Raw genomic sequence first — 17,985 nt, 5'->3', positions numbered from 1 at the left:
GATGACAGATAAAACAGCTCGGAGAACTGTCAATTGTCACTTGTCAACTGTCAACTGATTAATATATCAGTTTTACATTATCAATCCAGAACGTATTACCCGGTGAGCCGATATAGGCACCGCCATGGCTGGATGTGAATTGCAGCACGATATGTGTCGGCACCTCTCCTTCTTCTGCCCAGCCGATCTCCTGAATGGGAACACTTTTTCCCTGACTGTTCAGCGTATAACGTTCTTCAACCTGTATGCACATATAAGGTTTGTAATCGGGATGGGAAGTAATATTGCCGTAAAGGATCGGATAAGTAGCGTCGTTTACCCAACCGTCTGTCGATGATACATAACGTTGCACCATTGTTCCTACCCGTTTGGCATATACATTTCCTTCCTTATCTTCCCAACGTTTCTGTAAGAATAGAATAGCTGCGATCGAGTCCTGTCCGGCCACTTTCGACTTACGGCTGAATCCTGTACTACGGATACGTTCTTTCTCCGGCGCCGCCTTGATCTTATAATCGAAACGGATCGCTTCCGGTTTCTTGGTGAAAGGAACACCGCTCCCCAGCATACTTTGCGGGTTCTTTGTCCCTTTGATCGGCTCGTGTACCGCTCCCAGGAATACGGAACCGGCAGCAACGACCTCGATATCGACCAAACCTAATACTTTCACACTTTCCATACGTGTCTCCAGGCGTGCACACCATCCATCTCCTCTCCTTTCCGGAAAAACAGATGTATTGGTCTTTACTACTCCGGCAACCTTTGCCATCACGTTCGAGTTAGCCCACGGAGAACCACCCCGGTTACGATAAGCAACATTGCCGACAATTGTATCGGTCGGTCCCAACTCATACAGGTGTTTCTTATTTCCACCAATGATTCCCGACTCCTGGATTTCACGAACAACCCACTGATCCATATCACCGAAAGCAAAAGGTACGACCTTTTCCTGTCCGGTCATGGAAGACAGCTGGCTACCTGCAAACAAAAATAACAATATATTCTTTATATAATTCATAAGCTTTGCTTAAAAGTTGAAAGAATATTATAAAGAATACCCCCACTCTTTGAGAGCCATGCCCCAGTTCTTTTCGACAATCTGTACGGTACGGTCGTCGTATTTGTACTGGTTCTTTTTATATCCCTTTTTCTTACCCAGATATTTCTCGATCTCGGCTTTAGACGATTCGAATCCCGGCAGGTTCAGTTTACGATAGATGTCTTCAGTCATTGCATAAGCATCCTGTTCGAAATCTTCAAACTTCACTTCCACCAGGTTTCCTTCGGGGATCAGCCCTTTCTGTTCTTCAAATTTATAGAACAAGCGGCGATATACTTCAATAAGATTACTTTCAATCTGTTCATTAGTGATGTCTTGCAAACGAAGCGGCTGTATTGTATTTGTAAAGAAACTGCGCGTACTTTCAAATACAGTATAAGGATTACGCTTCAAATAAATAAACTTGGCATTCGGAAACATTTCCAGCAACGTTTTTACACGTCCGGTATGCGGCGGGTTCTTACTCAGGAACTGCGAGCCGTGCGTATTCCAAAGCGATATCTTAACAAGCTTCAGGAAGGTTTCCTTAAACACTTCCAGTTCCTGTTCGGTCGTATTGTCAAACAACAGATACCGGTCGCAATATTCCAGCATATGTTTAGGAAAGAACCAGAAATTATAATAAGTATACGGCATCATGTTAGCCAGGGCAAACTCTTCTTCCTGCGGAAGGTCGACCTTCAACTCCATATTGTCGGTCGGGCGTTTGTCAGGCATCAGGAATGACATATTCTTCTTAAAGAAAGGCTGTCCCCAAAGCATCAGGTTCGGGAATACCGTCTGATAGGTGGTGTTGTATCCGAAATGCTTGTCGCACGAAAACACATTGTGGACGAAGGTGGTCCCACTACGCCAGTGACCCAATATGAATACCGGATCCATCTCCAACGGTTTGTCCGCGATCTTACGGTAACGGGCATCTTCGAAAGGTTGCAATAAACTGAGCAGACGGCATATCGACTTTGTCAGATAATACTTGTTGCGAAAACCTTTGTCGATCGTTTTGTTAGCTGTCACAGCCTTAAATGTTTTCCAGTCCGCTCCTACCAGCGTGTTAATTGGTAATTTATCAAATTCCAGCAACCCCATAATTTACTCTTTATCTGTTATACATTTTACAGGAACGCCCTGACGCTCCAACTCTTTACATATTGTGCGAACAGCATCGTAATGTTCTTTGCCTATTCCAAGTTCAGGAAGGTTCAATACGGCAAGGGCATCTTCCGTTACCATATCTTTCGCATCCACACGGTCGATGATCATTCCGACAGCCGATGTGTTATTGGTGATCGGGTCGATCAGGATAAATGCACCTGTCTGCTTATTCTTCTGATACGGGTCAAACATCAGTTCCTTACCCGTTGTAAAGACGACACGAGCAATTTCATTCAGTTTCATCGGCAAACTGTCAGCTGTCAGCTGTCCATTGTCAACTGTCAACTGTTCCATAGTATTGACATTCACCTTATAACGGATACTGTCTACACGGGCACGTGTCAGGTTCGTCGTATGTTTGATGTAGAACTGCTTGGACATATCCATAGGTTCTTCATCCATCCATACTAACATGGACTCGAAATTACGGTCTTCTATCGGCAGATTATCCGGGTGCACCAGCATTTCGCCACGGGAAACATCGATCTCATCTTCCAGAGTGATGGTAACACACTGGGGAGGGAAAGCATAATCCAGTTCACCGTCATAAGTAACAATACTTTTTACTTTAGAAGTCTTACGTGAAGGCAACGCCATCACTGTATCTCCCTTACGGATGATACCGCTGGATACCTTACCGCAGAAACCACGGAAGTCCAGGTTCGGACGCAACACATACTGTACCGGATAGCGGAAATCTTCGAAGTTTCGATCCTGGTCGATGGGAACCGTTTCAAGGAAGTCGAGCAAAGAAGGGCCATCGTACCAGGGGGTACGGTCACTCTTATCCACCACATTATCTCCATCCAGCGCAGAAAGCGGGATGTAAGTAATATCCGAGATATTCAACGGAGCAACAAACTCCTTATAGTCGGCTACGATCCGATCGAAAACCTCTTTGTCGAAATCGACCAGGTCCATCTTGTTTACTGCCAATACCACATGCTTGATACCCAGCAGAGATACCAGATAGGTATGGCGACGGGTCTGTGTAATCACGCCCGTACGGGCATCCACCAGGATAATCGCCAGGTTAGCTGTCGAACCACCGGTAATCATGTTTCGCGTATACTGCTCGTGTCCCGGAGTATCGGCTATGATGAATTTACGGTTGTTCGTGCTGAAGTAGCGGTAAGCTACATCGATCGTGATCCCCTGCTCGCGTTCCGCTTTCAAACCGTCGAGCAGTAATGCATAGTCAATATGATCGCCGGCATTTCCCATACGCTTACTGTCGCGTTCAAGAGCATCCAGCTGATCTTCATATAACTTTTTACTATCAAACAAAAGACGTCCGATCAATGTCGATTTACCATCATCTACCGAACCGGCAGTAAGGAAACGGAGCAAGTCTTTTTGTTCGTCCTTATCCAGGAATTCTTTTATATTTAATGTTGACATATTCTTTAGAATTAGAAATAACCTTCTCTCTTTTTCTGTTCCATGCTGGCATCCTGGTCGAAGTCGATCACACGGGTAGTGCGTTCGCTCTTGGTGGTTGTCATCATTTCTTCCACGATCTTCTCGATCGTATCGGCCTCACTGTCTACGGCTCCGGTCAGAGGCCAACAGCCAAGCGTACGGAAACGTACCATGCGCATCTTGATCTGATCGCGATACTGTTCCGGCAGACGGTCGTCGTCGGCCATGATCAGATTGCCATCCAGTTCTACGATAGGACGTTCTTTTGCATAATACAACGGAACAATAGGTATGTTTTCCAGACGGATATATTGCCAGATATCCAACTCTGTCCAATTTGACAAAGGGAATACACGGATACTTTCGCCTTTGTGAACGCGGGCATTATAGATATCCCATAATTCCGGACGCTGGTTCTTCGGATCCCACTGGTGGAATTTATCACGGAAAGAGTAGATACGTTCTTTGGCACGGCTCTTTTCCTCGTCGCGACGGGCTCCGCCGAAAGCGGCATCGAACTTGTATTTATCGAGGGCATGCAATAAAGCCTGTGTCTTCATCAGGTCGGTATGCACCTTGCTACCATGTGTAAAAGGCCCGACACCAGCGTGAAAGGCCTCCATATTGGATTCGACGATCAGGTTCCATCCGAATTTCTTTGCATATTCATCACGGAACTGTACCATTTCCTTAAACTTCCATTTGGAGTCGATATGCATCAACGGAAACGGTACTTTACCCGGAGCAAAGGCCTTTTCTGCCAACCGGACCATCACCGATGAGTCTTTACCGATAGAATAAAGCATTACAGGATTTTCAAATTCAGCAGCAACCTCCCGTATGATATGGATGGATTCTGCTTCCAGTTCCTGTAAATGGCTTAATTTGTAGTCTGACATAGTTATATTTGTTATTATTTATATTTCCTTCTTAAACCCTCACTTTGGGTAAAATCAATTCCAACAATTTGTTTACCGACTCTTCCAGACTCAACACGGATGTATCCAACGACAAAGCCGGATATTCCGGTGCTTCGAACGGAGCCGAAACGCCAGTAAAGTCTTTTATTTCTCCCTTACGAGCTTTAGCATACAGCCCCTTCACATCACGCCGTTCGCACTCTTCGATCGGTGTGTTCACATAAATTTCGAGGAAATTTTCTTTTCCGATAATAGATGAAGCCATCTCCCTTAATTCGTTGTTCGGACTGATAAAAGCCGCTATTGTTATAACACCCGTATCAATAAATAGTTTGCTTACCTCGGCTATGCGACGAATATTCTCCACACGGTCTTCGGCAGAAAATCCCAGATTGTTATTGATACCGCTACGGATATTATCACCGTCCAGAATACGGCACAATAATCCGCGCTGGTGTAACTCACGCTCCAACGCAATGGCAACAGTACTTTTACCGGAGCCACTGAGTCCCGTAAACCAGACCATCACACTACGCTGTTTCAAAAGAGTTTCCTTATCCTCCCTGCCCATCATTCTGTCGAAGATCGGATATATGTTATTCGTTTGTGTATTACTCATTATAAATTACCCCCTTTAATTAGAATTTCCAGATCATTGGAATTACAAATACAGATATCAGGAAAGTGATCAGGTTCAGCGGCAGACCGATCCTTACGAAGTCGGTAAACTTATAGCTACCGATACCTTGTACGATCAGGTTCGTCTGATAACCGATCGGCGAACTGAAGCTGGCCGAAGCCGCCATACAGATCACAACAAAGAACGGAGTCGGATTTACTCCTAACTGTGTGGCTACCGATAATGCAATCGGGAAGCTTAAAGCCGCGGCCGCATTGTTCGTTATCAATTCCGTAAATATATTTGTAATAATAAATATGATTGCTAATAATGCGTAAGGTCCGAAACTATCGGCCATATTGATAATATAACTGGCCACCAATGCTGCAAAACCGGAGTTTTCCATTGCTTTACTGATCGCAAAAGCGCATGCAATCGTGATCAGAATATCCCATGAAATATATTTGGTATACTTTTTAGGCGGGAATATCTTTGTCCAGGCCATAATAATAGTTGTGATGCAGACAAAGAAAAACATATCCAGTCTCATATCCGGGATAGCCTCCTTCACCACCGGCAGTTCTCCGACTGTTGCACCTACGATCATAAAGATCAATAGTCCCAGTGCCAGCCAACGTTTTCCTTTCGATACGGGTTCCGTGTTTTCACTACCATTGGCAAGCATAAGGAAGACACTTGATTCTCCCCAGGTCGGGATGAATGAATCGTCTGCCCAAAGCACCAATGTATCCCCTTCATGCAAGGTCACTTTATCCAGATCGTGTGTGAACCGTTCGCCCCCACTCTTCACTTCCTTTACGATAGCACCATAATGGCGTGCAAAGTTAAATTCGCCCAATGTCTTATTGATACCGGGGAAACGGGAGCCCAATACGGCTTCCACACGGTGCAAGTTTCCCGGACCTTCTTCTTCTCCTTCATCTACGTAATTATCCTGACGGGAATCGGGAAGCAGTTTATTTGAAAAAGCAAACAGGTAAAGAATACCTGCTATTGCGATAAAGATACCGACCTTTCCAAGCTCGAACATTGTAAACCCCTCATACCCGGCATCTGTAACCATACCATGTACCACCAGATTGGTCGAAGTTCCGATCAACGTACAGATACCACCTAATATAGTAACATAAGAAAGGGGAATAAGGAATTTAGTAGCAGGAAGTTTTACCGTTTCGGCCCAACGTTTGATGATCGGGGCAAAAATCACAACTACCGGTGTATTATTCAGGAAAGCGGATATAAAAGCGATGGGGGGCAACATACGCACCTGGGCTTTCAGCACTGTGGTCTTACCTTCCGGAAGAAGTTTCTTGATTACCTGCCCTAAAGCACCACTCTGACGGATACCTTCGCTCACCAAAAAGAGCATGGCGACAGTTATCATCCCTTTATTACTAAACCCTTCCAACATTTCTTTGGGACTTAATATACCAACGACAAGGAATAATACTACTACAGAAAGTAGTATCATTCCCGGTCGCATTCTGTCCCATATTAACGCCGCGACCATACCGGCCAAGGCTAATAATACAAATAATATTTCAAAATTCATGCGTTCCTAATCTGTCTAGTTTTTCAGATAAGGTGCAAATGTAATAAGAAAATTAACGTTATTCGTACGCCAATGTGCTATTTTAATCTTATTGACCAAAATAATCAGGATATGGAAGAAATGGGTTTTACGATAAACCAGGGGTTGTGCAAATCTTCCTTATTGTATTTCAACGGTGTTCGACCATCGATATGAAAAACATCACATCCCGCCCCTTTGGCAATAGCATGTCCGGCTGCCGTATCCCACTCCATTGTCGGAGCAAAACGAGGATATATATCCGCACTTCCTTCCGCAACCAGGCAGATTTTCAAGCTACTACCGCTACTGATTAACGTAACTGGCTGTCCCTGCTTTCTCAAATTCTCTATAAAATCCGTTGTTTCCGGACTCTGGTGAGAACGGGAAGCAACAACAACAATTCCCTGATGCCCCATAGAAACGGGCAAGCGGACTCCCTTTTGTATGATCTCGTCCATAGAGGGTTGATTATCACAATCCACATTCAACTTATAAGCCCCCAAAGAATCGGTAGAGAAATACAATTCTTTCCGTACCGGGACATAGATCACTCCTAAAATAGGCACTCCTTTTTGAATCAAAGCGATATTTACCGTAAACTCACCATTTTTTTTGATAAACTCCTTGGTCCCGTCCAACGGATCGACCAGCCAGAAAGTTTCCCAGGAAGAACGTTCAGCATAAGGAATATCTTTTCCTTCCTCACTCAAAACCGGATACGGACTTACGGAAAGGACATTCACGATCAACTTATGAGCCGCTTTGTCTGCTTTTGTCAGCGGAGAATTATCAGCTTTGCGTTCAATCTCAAAATCAGATGCAGGATCTGTATAAATATCCATGATAGCTTTACCGGCATCTATCGCTGCCCGGATAGCAATGTAAAGATAGTTCGAATAGTTCATCATCACTCATATCTATTTAGTTTCTGAATATACAAATATAATGTTTTTTTCATACAAATCAGTTCTGAGCCGAATTATTTCAAGCTATCTCCTTCCGACAACCTGTTTTTATGCATCCTGCATAACCTGATTATACTTCCAGCTGCCGATCCTGATAGCTTCCGCATGTCCGAGCCTATGGACTGCAAATATAATTATTCCTATTCAGGGGAGTTCATCACGTTTTTGTTTTCGTATTCAGAGTTTGTTTATCATCTTCCGGAGGCCTAAGGTAAACTTTTCACCCACATCAATATATAAAGTACTTCTTTATTTTCTTATTTTTGTCCGCAACAACACCCCGGTATCACAGCCGGATAAAAAATTATAGAATCATGGAGAAAGCGAATATCACGCTATACACAGTTATCGGTGATCCCGGACGTATTGTGACAGCCATTCAGGATCGTTACAAAGAAATGACAAAAGAGATCACATCAGAAAACGGAAATATCATCCTGACACTCCTGGATGACTCGAGCATTACATTCAATATCAGCCACCAGCAGGACAAACCAGATTTCATTGCCTCCCACACAGCCGGTATGGCCAATTATTTTTCTTCAGCAGAGACACCTCTGGTTGAACTGAAAGAAAATGTGCTACGTCAGATTCGCGTATTCAACTGTGTAACCGGCATTACATTCGATATAGATGACAACGAGGACCGGACGAACTATATTATCAACTGTTTATTTGCCATAGCCAACGACATAAACGGCTTCCTGCTTTATCCCAGCATGCAGATATACACCAAGGAAGGTAAGCTGTTATTCTCCATTCAGGGAGAAAGTCAGTTGACTGAATTCATTCCGATAGGCAATGCCGACCTACTCGACGGCAATCGCCCGGAAGAGTCTGAAGCCGATACGGAAAGACGCCTTCGTTCTATCTCGCAACTTAAAAAGAAAGATATTCCCTATATGGAACATTTGCGTAGTGAAGCATTGGAAAGCGAGGTCCGGTTGAAAAGCCGGGAAGAGATGGTGAAGCGAGCGGCGGCTCTGTTTGCGGTTGCCGTTTACTCGGAAGTAATATTATCCGAAGACTCAGACCGGGAAAAAGCACTCTTCTACTTTAATAAGATGGATGAGCTGTACGGTGTTAAGTCATATCTGACAGAGAAGGAAACAGCCTATATCGATGATCCGAAACCAGAACAGCAAACCTGTATTCAATTCGTTTGGCGCTACGAATGTTGCGGAGTATTGCTTTGGGCAGCCGGAGTCGTTGACGACCTTTCGTACCCATCGGAGATAATCGACGTGCCTGTCCTCGCTGCGATCTTTTGGCAACACAAAGGATTACAGGATCTGTTATCTAAAGGATATTCGCGCCCGGAAACAGAAATACTGGATGCGGCAGACCTGACATTGCGTTATGATTGGGCTTGTGTGGATGCACGTATTCATGGGAAAGAAGCTCCGGGCGGCCTTGATAGCGGAATTGTTGTAGAACGTCATTATGCCTTCAACTGGATCATCGGAGCGAATAACGCTGCCAATTGGGATGAGATCCAGCCGAATACTTGATAAACTTTTATTTCAAATAATCTCTTTTTAAGATATGAATAAGATCAAAACAGGATTAGCTGCTTACGGAATGTCGGGACAGGTATTTCATGCTCCATTCATAAATGCCAACCCGCATTTTGAATTGACGGCTATCTCCGAGCGTAGCAAAGATCTGGCTAAAGAACGTTATCCACAGGCATATATCGTTCGTAGTTTCGACGAACTGCTTACAGTGGATGACCTGGAACTGATCGTGATAAACACGCCAGACAGTTCTCATTATGAATATGCACGCCGGGCATTGGAAGCCGGAAAGAACGTACTTGTAGAAAAGCCGTTCACAACAACCGTAGAACAGGCAAACGAGTTGGTTACCCTTGCCGCAGAAAAGAAATTAAGCCTGAGTGTCTACCAGAATAGAAGGTGGGATAGTGATTTCCTGACAATCAAAGAAATATTGCATAAAAACTTATTGGGACATCTGGTTGAATTCGAATCCACTTTCCCTCGTTTCCGCAATTTCATCAAACCGGGAACATGGAAAGAAACAGGAGAAGCCGGAGGAGGTATAACATATAATCTTGGAGCACATCTGATTGATCAGGCTGTGCAATTGTTCGGTATGCCGGAGGCTGTATTTGCTGACATAGCGATTTTACGTGAGGGTGGCATGGTAGACGATTATTTCATCATTCATCTGCTTCGCCCCTCCCTGGCACCCAACATAAAGATAACACTCAAAGCCAGCTACCTGATGTGTGAACGTGAACCGAGGTTTATGCTTCACGGAACAAATGGTTCGTATGTAAAATATGGGCTCGACAGGCAGGAAGCGGATCTGACAGATGGGCTCACTCCCGATATGCCTCATTGGGGTGAAGAAGAGAAAGAACTGTGGGGAGTACTTCATACAGACAATAACGGCATGGATGTAAGAGAGAAATATCCAAGCCTTCCGGGAGACTACGGTGCTTTGTACGAGAATATTTACCAGCATATCCGAAATGGTGAGCCTTTGCTAAGTGATGCACGCGAAGTGGTAGATGTGATCCGTTTGATTGAAGCAGCCTGGGAAAGCAGCAGATCAGGAAAAGTGATTAAGCTGTTCTAGTGAAATTATCATATATTGTGATAATTTATTCGCACATATTATGCGAGTATTTTATCACAATATATGACAAAAAGATTCCGTGCCCACCCTTTCTATTTCTTTACTGCTGAAATCAGTAACATCATTGGCCTGCGGAGTTCGTCACGCATTCCCGGGATAGTATCCAGTAAAGCAGCATCAGGTTCCGGTTCTATCAGGCCGGTGATTTCAAAGCCAGCCTGGATAAGACTGTTTACGTAGGTTGTTAGTGTCTTATGATATTTAATGACCTCTTCGCCAAGAAAAACCGCGTTTCTTTTTCCTTCCGTGAAATAACGATCGACCGGCCAATGAAGAATATTATCTGCCTGATCACGATACCAATCTTGTGTTCCGTAAGCTGTAAAGATGGGATGTTCTACTGAAAAGACAAAAGCTCCCCCTTGGGTTAGACACTTATGTACATTCCGGCAAACATCACCGAATGACTCCAGATAATGAAAAGTCAACGAACTTATCACCACATCATATGCTTCCGGCTGATAATCGAAATCCTCCACAGCCATACATTTATATTCTATCAGAGGAGAAGCATTTCTTTTCTGCGCTTCTTCCAGCATCTTTTCCGAAATATCAATTCCTAAAGCTGATACGGCACCATTCTCTACCGCATACCGGCAATGCCAACCAAAGCCACATCCGAGATCCAATAAACGCTTTCCCCGGAAGTCGGGTAACATCGTTTTCAATACATGCCATTCACCAGCCCCTCTCAAGCCATCCACCGAACGCGACATCTGGCTGTACTGGTTGAAAAATTGTTCATCATCATACTTATTCTCTTTCATAAATCCTCTTTTTACTGTTTTGGCAAAGGTAATCCAAAAACAGGCTCTTTAGCTGCTAGCTGCAATTATATTTTGACAACAATCTAGCCATTTATATAGATTTTTATCGTAAATTTGCGACGATTCTCTCATTTTAATAAGCAGAGAACTCATTGCAATAACCAATTTTACATGTAATGAAACAAGACAAGATCATTTTCGACATCATTGAGAAAGAACATCAGCGCCAGTTGAAAGGTATCGAGCTGATTGCTTCTGAAAACTTTGTGAGCGACCAGGTGATGCAAGCCATGGGAAGCTGTCTGACCAACAAATACGCCGAAGGTTATCCCGGTAAGCGTTATTATGGAGGTTGTGAAGTTGTAGACCAGAGCGAAACCATCGCTATCGAACGGTTGAAACAAATCTTCAATGCTGAATGGGCAAACGTTCAGCCGCACTCAGGGGCACAGGCTAATGCAGCCGTATTCCTGGCAGTACTTAATCCTGGGGACACATTCCTCGGCTTAAACCTGTCACATGGTGGTCACCTCTCTCATGGTTCTCCAGTAAACAGTTCAGGTATTTTATATAGAGCTACAGAATATAATGTTAAAGAAGACACCGGACGTGTAGACTACGACCAGATGGAAGAAGTTGCACTACGTGAAAAACCTCGTTTGATCGTAGGTGGCGGTTCTGCTTACTCACGCGAGTGGGACTACAAACGTATGCGCGAAATCGCTGACAAAGTAGGTGCTCTGTTGATGATCGACATGGCTCACCCTGCCGGCCTTATCGCAGCTGGTTTGCTGAACAATCCGCTGGAATATGCTCATATCGTAACATCAACTACCCATAAGACTTTACGTGGTCCGCGTGGTGGTATCATCCTTTTAGGCAAAGATTTCGAAAACCCATGGGGAAAGAAGACTCCGAAAGGCGAGATCAAGAAAATGTCTCAATTACTGGACTCGGCTGTATTCCCGGGTATCCAGGGAGGTCCGCTGGAACACGTGATCGCTGCTAAAGCCGTAGCTTTCGGTGAAGCGCTGGAGCCGGAATATAAAACATATCAGGCTCAGGTTAAAGCAAATGCAGCTGCGATGGCAAAAGCTTTTATCGATAAAGGTTATAAGATCATTTCCGATGGTACGGACAATCATAGCATGTTGATCGACCTGCGCAAGAAGTTCCCGGAACTGACAGGTAAGGTTGCAGAAAAAGCATTGGTTGCAGCTGACATCACAGTAAATAAGAACATGGTTCCGTTCGACAGTCGTTCGGCTTTCCAGACTTCAGGTATCCGTGTCGGTACTCCGGCTATCACTACCCGTGGTGCCAAAGAACCGCTGATGGCTGAAATCGTGGAATTGATCGATACAGTTCTTTCTGCCCCTGAATGTGATAAAACAATCACTGCTGTTCGCGAAAAAGTGAACAGTATCATGAAAGAATATCCTATCTTCGCATGGTAAAACACATTGTATAGGGGTTGCTTAAAAACACAGCTCCTATACATTATATTATATATACACCGTATAAGCGGCACAAATTCCTGTTTAACCGGTATAAATACCGGGACGACCGCTAGGGCCGCCCCTACGAAAAACAAAATACACAATTATCAATAAACTTATCATTTAAAACATGAAGAAGCTCGTTTCAATGTGTGCAGGCGCAGCACTATGTATTCTTGCGTCATGCAGTGAAGGGCCTACAAAGCAGATGCCTTACAACCAGGGTATCAATGTAATTCCCATACCTGTAAGTCTAACTCAGAACGAAGGAGTCTTTAAAATCGGTAAAAACATGGCTTTCCAGGCTTCCACTCCGGAAGCAAAGATTGTTGCTGAATTTTTTGCCTCTAAAATGAACCTGGCCACAGGTTATCAGGTAACAGTCGGAGATAAAGAAGTATCTAATGGCATTTCTTTAATCATCGACGAATCACTGGACGTAAACAACGAAGGCTATACACTCGACGTGACTGCTAATGGTGCAACTGTAAAAGCTAAAACTCCGCAGGGATTATTCTACGGTATGCAAACATTCATGCAATTATTGCCCGCAGAAATCGAAAGCCCGGTTGTTGTAAGCGGTATTGCATGGACCACCCCGTGTGTTTCCGTAAAAGACGAACCTCGTTTCGGATACCGTGGCTTTATGCTTGACCCTTGTCGTCATTTTATTCCGGTTGAAAACGTAAAGAAACAGATCGACGCATTGTCTTTATTCAAGATCAACACAATGCACTGGCATTTAACAGACGACCAGGGTTGGCGCGTTGAAATCAAGAAATATCCGAAACTGACTGAAATCGGTTCGAAACGTATCGAAGGCGAAGGAACTGAATATGGAGGTTTCTATACCCAGGAAGAGATCAAGGAAGTTGTGAAATATGCAGCCGACCGTTTCATAACTGTTATTCCCGAACTGGAACTGCCGGGACACGAAATGGCTGCTATCGCTGCTTATCCCGAACTGTCCTGTAAAGGCGAACAAGGTACTCCGCGTATCATCTGGGGCGTTGAAGATATCGTTATGTGTGCCGGCAAGGAAGAATCATTCAAGTTCCTGGAAGATGTGATCGACGAGATTGCTCCGATGTTCCCTAGCGAATATTTCCATATCGGAGGCGACGAATGTCCGAAAATCAGCTGGAAAGAATGTCCGCTTTGTCAGAAACGGATCAAAGAAGAAGGTTTGAAAGGCAACAAACAACATAGTGCGGAAGAACGTCTGCAAAGTTATTTCGTACAACGGATGGAGAAATATCTGGCTGAAAAACACGGTAAAAAAATCATCGGTTGGGATGAAATCCTGGAAGGCGGACTTGCTCCTTCTGCAACCGTAATGTCATGGCGTGGTGAAGCAGGAGGTATCGCTGCTGCCAATATGGGACATGATGTGATCATGACTCCGGGAAGCGGCGGCATGTATCTCGACCAATATCAGGGAGATGCTAAGATCGAACCGGTAACTATCGGCGGATACGCTACGATTGAAAAAGTTTATAACTACAATCCGGTTCCCGACACATTGGTTGCAACAGGCAAAGCTCAACATATTAAAGGCGTTCAATGCAACAACTGGTCTGAATACATGTATAATACAGATTTGATGGAATATCGTATGTATCCGCGTATGCTCGCTTTATCTGAAATCGGATGGAGCCCACTTAACCGCAAAGACTACAAGGATTTCGAACGCAGACTGGATAATGCACTGGTTCGCCTGGATGCACACAATATCAACTATCATATTCCGCAACCGGAACAGCCGAAGGGCTCTACCAATTTTGTTGCGTTCACTGATAAAGCATCTCTTGAATTTAAGACTACACGTCCTATCAAGATGGTATATACGATCGACGGAACAGAACCGACTGCCGAATCAACCGTTTACTCTGCTCCTATCGAATTCACCGAATCCGGCATACTGAAAATCCGTTCTGTTTTGCCTTCCGGTAAAATGAGCAAGACTCGTACGATCGCAGTAGAAAAACAGGCATTGGCCCCGGCTAAGGAAGTGACTAAGACAACTCCGGGACTGGAAATGCAGGTTACCGACGGTATGTTCCTTGAATCATCCAAACTGGCTGACATTAAGGAATGGAAGAAGTCAACAATGAAAGATCTTCGTGAGCTTACCAGTGTTGTTAAGAGCAGCGAGTCTATGAGAGGTGTAAAACAATATGCCGCTATTGCAACCGGCTATGTAAATATCCCGGAAGATGGCGTATATTATCTCTCTTCGGATAACGAAGAAGTTTGGATCGATGGTAAACTGCTTATCAATAACGGTGGTGAAGTGAAACGTTTCTCACGTCACGACACATCTGTTGCATTGGCTGCCGGTTTACACGAAATCAAAGTTGTATTCCTTGGACACATCATCGGTGGCTGGCCTTCTAACTGGAATGACGGTAGCGTGAAACTGCGTAAAGCGGATGCGGATAAATTCACTCGCATTACTCCGGAAATGCTGGTACATTAATTGAGAAATTGCTTCTTACGCCTAAGAAACCCCTTTCAAACGTTTAAAGTGGGTTTCTTAGATGTAAGAAAGCTGTTTTAAATGGTGAAAGTTCATTTCTTAGGCCTAGGAAATGAACTTTCACCATTTAAAAGCCATTTCCTAGGCCTAAGAAACCTACATTAAACGTTTGAAAACCGTTTCTACGAAGTCAGGAACCAACTTCCACCATTTAAACGAAGTTCCCGGATTTGTTTAGTCAATCTGCAGCTTTATGATCGTGATCGAGTTCGGAGGAAATGAATAGACCATCGGGCCTCCCAAAGAAAAAGATATTTCTTTCTGTACGGGAACGATCTTTTCCGGTTCTAAGAATGTATTACGCCCCAAAGGATCCCCTGTCAGTTGAATAATCTCCGCATTGTTCTTTACACTGACACCTTTTATATCCAACTCCGTTTTTTCTTCATGGCGGGTCGTGTTTATCACCTTCAGCAGTATCACATTCATTTCTTTATCCCAGGTCGCAACAGAAACCAGCGATGGTAGCGGAGGTAATACGACCTCGTATATCTGTTTTCCATCCACATAACAACTGATAGTCTCATCCTTGCAGACTATTTTTATATCATACCAGCGATTGCTTTCAAAAGAATGAGTGCGGGGAGAACATAACGTATCTTTCACCGCACCCGACTGACGATATAACTCACAGGAGCCGGGAGCAATCGACAATGCTATATGATCATTTGCCTCTCCATCTTTACCATTATCACGAACACGAAGTTGAATTTGTCCGCTGCCTTTCGTTCGCCTGATCCGCATAGACAATGTATAGTCGTGAGCCGTCGAATCTCCCATTAACAAATAATTCCAACGGTTAGGAACCGGAATAAGTCTTCCCTCTTTTACATCCCAGCCCCCACTTTTTACGGTAGCATCAGTGACAGGTTTATCATCGATTCGCACATCCTCAAAATCATAACTGTTATCAAACAACTCTATCGAAGCACGGCCGAATGTCACCTGTGGACGACTATAGGTATCAACTTCTGTTTTCAGCAATTCATCTCCCCGGTTATTTGCAAACATCTGCATCATATAAAAAGACGGCGATCCCACCACCTGGCGGTTATTGAATGAAAGAACAGGATACCGTTGAAATTCGTAATTCACATTGCCCAATACCGGAGCATATGCCAGACGCTTCACAACTTCCGGACTATTTTCGACTCCGGCAAGGAAACAGGCCTCTCCTATCGCTGCACGCAGAGTCCCTTGTAAAGAAGCGTCTCCCATACTGAACTCACCGATAAAAATAGCTGGAAATCTCCGCAGATACTGCCCGGTCTCATACCTGTTATGATTGGCTATCAGGAAATCTTCTCCCGAATAAAAATGATAATCAGTCCATTCAGTCCGGAGCTGTCCGGGTATCGCAGCACTTTTGATAACTGTTATCTCCGGATAGGCTTCATTGATCGCTTTTTTGAAAAGTTCAAAACGTTTGGAATATTCCTGTCCGTAGTTCTCACTTCCGATCTCTACATATTTCAAATTGAAAGGTTCCGGATGCCCTGATTTGGCACGCATAGCACCCAAAGTCGAATCGACAGGTGCATTGGCATATGCTATTGCATCCAAAGCATCCTGCACTAATTTATTCATGGCTGTTATATCTTCATAACGCGGACGACGGCTTTGGCTCGTTACTCCGCTGTTAATCACATATAAAGGCTCGGCTTTCAAATCTTCGCACATCTGAAGATATTCGTGGTAACCCATTCCATTCGTCGAACCATAAGCCCATACATTCCAGAAATGTTTACGCTCGGAAATATCTCCAACCGTTTCGCGCCAAACAGGATACGTCCCGGCAGTATACCCTTCCACAAAACTTCCTCCCGGAAAACGGATAAATTGAGGCTTCAGTGAAGCAATCTTTTCCATAAGATCAGGACGCAAGCCATTAGGCCTGTCATTCCATGTTTTCTGTGGAAATAATGAAACAACATCCAGCCAGAAAACGGCAGAACTATCTGAAGTAATTGCAAGAACTGCATTATCCGTATCCTCTGTTGCAGTAAAGGTATGTTTGTATTTTCTCCATCCGAAAGCTGTAGATATTTTAAAAACATCACTCAATGTCGATTCAACCATCGAATCAGACAAGGCTATATTTATTGTTTTGGGAGTTATTGTCGCCCCTTTCATATATAACGACAAATCATATTTCTCCCCTTTACGTATGGAAAGCCCGTTATACCCTGTAGCAACAACCCCTCCTCTGCCAGACTCAGGAGTTACAGAGGCAGACACCAACAAGGAACGACGATTTTTATCATTGATCAGCTCCTTATTATCCGGCCACATATAAGTACCGGCAGAAATACGACGCCATCCCGGAACGGAATCCAAACGCATAAAAGGAATAGTCCAGCCATTAGGCGTGATCAAAACATTACGGTTCGCATCATATGGGCAGTTCAGAGGAGGTACGCTTTCTTCAAAACTACGGTTTTGTATCATTTCCGCATAAATACCTCCTTCAACGGCATGATTAATTTCTTCAATAGTCAATCCATACAAATCCTTATTAACAGGTACGGAAAAACCTTCTACATCAACTGTTATTGAAGAAGTAACAGGCATTTCCGGCTGACATCCGGAAGACAAAAAAACAAGTATTACACTTATACTTAATATCTTAATGGGTATATTCATATCAATATTTATCAAATCAAAAGCACGATAGAATTTCATCCTGCAAACTTAAAGAATAAATTTCATATATATAGTTCTTTATAATAAAGAGTATTTGGCTGTAAAAACCTTTGAAATTTATATGCTTTCTCAAATTAT

Annotated in this window: 13 protein-coding genes; 4 read left to right on the top strand and 9 right to left on the bottom strand. The window is 43.8% G+C overall.

From position 1 onward, the window contains the following. Window positions 1–58 precede the first annotated feature (58 nt). The 7 genes from M1P97_RS11550 to cysQ form a co-directional block, all read right to left on the bottom strand. Window positions 59–961: a PCMD domain-containing protein gene (locus M1P97_RS11550; RefSeq protein ID WP_229058401.1), complete on the bottom strand. Its 903-nt coding sequence runs from the start codon at window positions 959–961 to the stop codon at window positions 59–61. Window positions 962–1,045: 84 nt separating this feature from the next. Beyond that, a complete protein-coding gene (locus M1P97_RS11545; protein WP_195371486.1) occupies window positions 1,046–2,149 on the bottom strand; it encodes a sulfotransferase family protein in 1,104 nt (367 codons plus the stop codon). A 3-nt stretch (window positions 2,150–2,152) separates the two neighbouring features. Beyond that, window positions 2,153–3,616, bottom strand: coding sequence for a sulfate adenylyltransferase subunit CysN (gene cysN / locus M1P97_RS11540; RefSeq protein ID WP_195371488.1), 1,464 nt, complete (start codon window positions 3,614–3,616; stop codon window positions 2,153–2,155). Between the two features lie 11 nt (window positions 3,617–3,627). After that, complete coding sequence (gene cysD, locus M1P97_RS11535; protein ID WP_028729484.1) at window positions 3,628–4,536, bottom strand: sulfate adenylyltransferase subunit CysD; 909 nt, start codon at window positions 4,534–4,536, stop codon at window positions 3,628–3,630. 31 nt (window positions 4,537–4,567) lie between these two features. Then, window positions 4,568–5,176, bottom strand: coding sequence for an adenylyl-sulfate kinase (gene cysC / locus M1P97_RS11530; RefSeq protein ID WP_195371490.1), 609 nt, complete (start codon window positions 5,174–5,176; stop codon window positions 4,568–4,570). Between the two features lie 19 nt (window positions 5,177–5,195). Beyond that, the gene (locus M1P97_RS11525; RefSeq protein WP_195371500.1) at window positions 5,196–6,749 is read right to left on the bottom strand and encodes an SLC13 family permease; all 1,554 of its coding nucleotides are present in this window, start codon (window positions 6,747–6,749) and stop codon (window positions 5,196–5,198) included. A gap of 104 nt (window positions 6,750–6,853) precedes the next feature. Then, window positions 6,854–7,678, bottom strand: a complete 825-nt coding sequence (gene cysQ, locus M1P97_RS11520; protein WP_249389152.1) for a 3'(2'),5'-bisphosphate nucleotidase CysQ — start codon at window positions 7,676–7,678, stop codon at window positions 6,854–6,856. Between the two features lie 371 nt (window positions 7,679–8,049). Between cysQ and M1P97_RS11515 the strand changes: the two genes are divergently transcribed. Together M1P97_RS11515 and M1P97_RS11510 are read left to right on the top strand one after the other, a co-directional pair. Then, window positions 8,050–9,246: a DUF4272 domain-containing protein gene (locus M1P97_RS11515; RefSeq protein ID WP_249389151.1), complete on the top strand. Its 1,197-nt coding sequence runs from the start codon at window positions 8,050–8,052 to the stop codon at window positions 9,244–9,246. A 34-nt stretch (window positions 9,247–9,280) separates the two neighbouring features. Beyond that, window positions 9,281–10,339 (top strand): Gfo/Idh/MocA family oxidoreductase, encoded by a 1,059-nt coding sequence (locus M1P97_RS11510; RefSeq protein WP_195371506.1) that lies wholly within the window; start codon window positions 9,281–9,283, stop codon window positions 10,337–10,339. 92 nt (window positions 10,340–10,431) lie between these two features. Here the strand turns inward: M1P97_RS11510 and M1P97_RS11505 are convergent, their stop codons facing one another. Further along, window positions 10,432–11,166, bottom strand: a complete 735-nt coding sequence (locus tag M1P97_RS11505) for a class I SAM-dependent methyltransferase (protein WP_195371507.1) — start codon at window positions 11,164–11,166, stop codon at window positions 10,432–10,434. 176 nt (window positions 11,167–11,342) lie between these two features. On the opposite strand from M1P97_RS11505, the gene glyA reads away from it, so the two are divergent. Then, window positions 11,343–12,623: a serine hydroxymethyltransferase gene (gene glyA / locus M1P97_RS11500; protein WP_129733732.1), complete on the top strand. Its 1,281-nt coding sequence runs from the start codon at window positions 11,343–11,345 to the stop codon at window positions 12,621–12,623. Window positions 12,624–12,795: 172 nt separating this feature from the next. Continuing rightward, on the top strand, window positions 12,796–15,144 hold the full coding sequence (locus M1P97_RS11495; RefSeq protein WP_249389150.1) for a family 20 glycosylhydrolase: 2,349 nt from the start codon (window positions 12,796–12,798) through the stop codon (window positions 15,142–15,144). A gap of 234 nt (window positions 15,145–15,378) precedes the next feature. Here the strand turns inward: M1P97_RS11495 and M1P97_RS11490 are convergent, their stop codons facing one another. Beyond that, window positions 15,379–17,847, bottom strand: a complete 2,469-nt coding sequence (locus tag M1P97_RS11490; protein WP_249389149.1) for an alpha-L-arabinofuranosidase C-terminal domain-containing protein — start codon at window positions 17,845–17,847, stop codon at window positions 15,379–15,381. Window positions 17,848–17,985: the final 138 nt, after the last annotated feature.

The sequence above is a fragment of the Parabacteroides leei genome (genome assembly GCF_023369805.1).
Lineage (GTDB): Bacteria > Bacteroidota > Bacteroidia > Bacteroidales > Tannerellaceae > Parabacteroides > Parabacteroides leei.
This window is presented reverse-complemented; position numbering and strand designations above follow the sequence as displayed.

What these genes read in the sequence shown, in the direction of transcription:
- M1P97_RS11550 (WP_229058401.1), bottom strand. Translation starts at nt 961, where the DNA reads ATGACCGGACAGGAAAAGGTCGTACCTTTTGCTTTCGGTGATATGGAT.
- M1P97_RS11545 (WP_195371486.1), bottom strand. Translation starts at nt 2,149, where the DNA reads ATGGGGTTGCTGGAATTTGATAAATTACCAATTAACACGCTGGTAGGA.
- cysN (WP_195371488.1), bottom strand. Translation starts at nt 3,616, where the DNA reads ATGTCAACATTAAATATAAAAGAATTCCTGGATAAGGACGAACAAAAA.
- cysD (WP_028729484.1), bottom strand. Translation starts at nt 4,536, where the DNA reads ATGTCAGACTACAAATTAAGCCATTTACAGGAACTGGAAGCAGAATCC.
- cysC (WP_195371490.1), bottom strand. Translation starts at nt 5,176, where the DNA reads ATGAGTAATACACAAACGAATAACATATATCCGATCTTCGACAGAATG.
- M1P97_RS11525 (WP_195371500.1), bottom strand. Translation starts at nt 6,749, where the DNA reads ATGAATTTTGAAATATTATTTGTATTATTAGCCTTGGCCGGTATGGTC.
- cysQ (WP_249389152.1), bottom strand. Translation starts at nt 7,678, where the DNA reads ATGATGAACTATTCGAACTATCTTTACATTGCTATCCGGGCAGCGATA.
- M1P97_RS11515 (WP_249389151.1), top strand. Translation starts at nt 8,050, where the DNA reads ATGGAGAAAGCGAATATCACGCTATACACAGTTATCGGTGATCCCGGA.
- M1P97_RS11510 (WP_195371506.1), top strand. Translation starts at nt 9,281, where the DNA reads ATGAATAAGATCAAAACAGGATTAGCTGCTTACGGAATGTCGGGACAG.
- M1P97_RS11505 (WP_195371507.1), bottom strand. Translation starts at nt 11,166, where the DNA reads ATGAAAGAGAATAAGTATGATGATGAACAATTTTTCAACCAGTACAGC.
- glyA (WP_129733732.1), top strand. Translation starts at nt 11,343, where the DNA reads ATGAAACAAGACAAGATCATTTTCGACATCATTGAGAAAGAACATCAG.
- M1P97_RS11495 (WP_249389150.1), top strand. Translation starts at nt 12,796, where the DNA reads ATGAAGAAGCTCGTTTCAATGTGTGCAGGCGCAGCACTATGTATTCTT.
- M1P97_RS11490 (WP_249389149.1), bottom strand. Translation starts at nt 17,847, where the DNA reads ATGAATATACCCATTAAGATATTAAGTATAAGTGTAATACTTGTTTTT.